Raw genomic sequence first — 2,868 nt, 5'->3', positions numbered from 1 at the left:
GTTGGAATGCGTTCTCCCTGTGGGAGCGAGCCTGCTCGCGAAGGCGTCGGCTCGATCAACATGGCTCATCGCTGAGTCACCTCACGCACCGATGTCGCCGAGCCTTTGGTATCAATGCTCGCCTCCACCGACATGCCCACGCGCAATCGTTCAGCCAGCGGCTGGCCAGGCTCCAGCATGATCTTCACCGGAATCCGTTGCACCACCTTGGTGAAGTTGCCGGTGGCGTTGTCCGGCTTCACCGCCGCAAAGGTCACGCCCGTCGCCGGGGCGATACTCTCGACGCGACCGGTCAGCGCTTCACCACCTAGGCTGTCGACGCGTACTTGCACCTCTTGCCCCGGCTGCACGTCAGTCAGTTGTGTCTCCTGAAAGTTCGCCACAACATACGCCTGCTTTAACGGCACGACGGCCAGCAGCTTGCTGCCCGGCGTCACATAGGCGCCGACGCGCACCGCACGCTCGCCTATCATGCCGTCCTGCGGCGCGGTGATGCGTGTGTAGGAGAGTTCGAAACTGGCGATTTCCAGCGCCGCCTGCGCGTGCTTCAGACTGCCTTCGGCGGCGTCACGCTGAGCGGTGAGAATGTCGACCTGCTTGCGCTCTGCCGCAAGCTTCGCCGTGGCGGTGTCGAGATGAGCCGTGGCTTGATCGATACGCGTGCGCGCCTGTTGCGCGTTTTGCACAGTGCCGGCCCCAACGCCGGCCAAATGGTTGTAGCGATTCAATTCCTGCTGGGCGAAGGCCATTTCAGCCTTGGCCGACACCACCGAAGCTTGCGCCTGGGCGATCACCGACGTCTGGCGTTCCAGCGTCGCTTTGGCGTTCTGCAACTGTGCCCGCGCGACTAGGGTTTGCGCGTCCGCCGCTTCGGCTGAGGCGCGCAGATCGCGATCATCGATCAGCGCCAGCAACTGCCCGGCCTTCACTTGCTGGTTGTCCTCTACCAAGACTTCTTTGATAAACCCGGCCACGCGCGGCACAACGAGCGTGTAGTCGGCGGAGACAAAGGCGTCATTGGTGTTTTGCTGGGTACGTTTGCCAAACACGCCGGGCAGCGCCAGGTAAACCAGCACGCCGACCGCCAGTGCGGCGGCGATGGCCACCGCGAGTTTTTGCTTTGCTTGAGTCGTCATAAAAACCTTCTGTTTCAGTACAGCCATCAGGTCGGCGCGCGCGGCGGAAAGATCCGCGTCGGCAGCCAGAAAATCAGCAGGATCAACGCCACCGCGACGCCGGCCATGCACACATAGAGATCGGAAGAAGTCAGCACCACGGCTTGTTCGTGCAGGCGATGGGCGAGGCCCGGATCGCTGCGGTCGGCCAGCGGCGAATTGCCGAGGCTGTCGACCAGCATGGTCGAGTGGAAATGCAGACGCGCGGTGGTCAGCGCCTCGATCACCCCGGTAGCGACCACGGCCGCCAAGCCTTTCACCGTGTTGAACCACGCGGAGGCGAACGGCCCGTCCTGCGGCTGGATGCTGCCGGTGGACAACATCAACAGTGGCAACACCGACATCGGCTGACCGAAGATCTGCAGCCATTGCAGGACGTAGAAATTGTCGCGAATCCATTCTGAAGTCAGCAGCGATCCGCCCAGGCAGGACAGCGTCAACATGCTCAAACCCATGCCAAGCACCCAGCGGCAATCGACCCAGCGCAGGTTGCACAACGCGGCCACCAACGGCAGCGCAATCAGTTGCGGCAATGCGGCGATCAGCATGATCGGTGCGGTCTGCGCCGGGCGATAACCCTGCACCTGCGCCAGATAGCTCGACGGAATCAACACCACCGCCTGCAGAACGACCAGCACACCGGCCAACGTCATCAAGGCGAAAGAAAGGTTGCGGATACCGAGCATCTGCAATTTGAAAAACGGGGTCGGCTGCGACCACTCGTTGATCAAGAACGCCACCAGCAGCAGCGAGCCGGCGCCGAGCAATCCACAGATCAGGCTCGACTCGAACCAGTCCAGCCGATTGCCTTGCAGCAAACCGATCACCAACATGCAGATCGCCGGAAAGCCCAGCAGCAGGCCTTTCCAGTTGAACGATTTGAGGCGCTCCAGGCGCAGCGGGTCCTGCGGAATACCCCACGCGACCATCGCCATGGCGATCAGACAAGGCACGATGATTTGCCAGAACGTCCACTGCCAACCGACGTATTCGGTCCACAAACCGGCCAGCGGCGTGCCGAGGCCGGGGCCGAATGTCGCCGTCAGTGCGTAGCCGGCCAAGCCATAGAGTTTGATATTGGCGGGCAGAAAACGCAGGGCGACGGTCATCAGCATCGGCGGTAACGCACCGCCGGCCAGACCTTGCAGGATGCGCATCAGCAGCAGACTTTCGTAGTTCGGCGCGAATGGACACAGCACGCCGAGTAGCGTGAACAGACCGATCGCGCAGAGGGTGAAGCGGCGCAGCGAGAAGGTCACCGAACACCACGGCGCGAAGGCCATGGCCGCGACCGAGGTGGCGGTGTAGCTGGCGACCAGCCAGGTGCCTTCGTCGTAACCGATGCTCAGCGCGCCACGGATGTCGGCCAGGGCTACCTTGGTGACCATCTCGTTGAGGCCCGACACCAGCACCGCCAGCAGCACGCCGACCAGACCGATAATGATCCGCGCCCCGAACACCGGTGGCGTCGCCGCCTTCGCCGGGCTGGCCGCAGCGATGGGCGCTGCTGCCGTCAGGGATGTCATGAATTCACACTCCGGAGGGAAAAATACCGGAGCATCTTAGTCGGGCTTGGCAATGACGAAAATTGACTTATTGGCAGGTTATAAGTGCGCCAGACACAATGATCAACCCCTGTAGGAGTGAGCCTGCTCGCGATGGCGATGTGTCAGTCGATGCATGTATTGAATGA

General features: G+C 62.1%; 2 protein-coding genes. Both read right to left on the bottom strand.

Annotated elements, in window-relative coordinates; all coding sequences use genetic code 11:
* Positions 1 to 65: 65 nt before the first annotated feature.
* Complete coding sequence (locus ACW9IR_RS29125; RefSeq protein WP_457466055.1) at positions 66 to 1,136, bottom strand: HlyD family secretion protein; 1,071 nt, start codon at positions 1,134 to 1,136, stop codon at positions 66 to 68.
* Between the two features lie 26 nt (positions 1,137 to 1,162).
* The gene (locus ACW9IR_RS29120) at positions 1,163 to 2,701 is read right to left on the bottom strand and encodes an MFS transporter (protein WP_102899663.1); all 1,539 of its coding nucleotides are present in this window, start codon (positions 2,699 to 2,701) and stop codon (positions 1,163 to 1,165) included.
* Between the last annotated feature and the right edge of the window lie 167 nt (positions 2,702 to 2,868).

This window comes from Pseudomonas sp. SDT291_1_S447, from assembly GCF_054070155.1.
This window is presented reverse-complemented; position numbering and strand designations above follow the sequence as displayed.

Coding starts and splice junctions, on each gene's coding strand:
- ACW9IR_RS29125 (WP_457466055.1), bottom strand. CDS start 1,136: ATGACGACTCAAGCAAAGCAAAAACTCGCGGTGGCCATCGCCGCCGCA.
- ACW9IR_RS29120 (WP_102899663.1), bottom strand. CDS start 2,701: ATGACATCCCTGACGGCAGCAGCGCCCATCGCTGCGGCCAGCCCGGCG.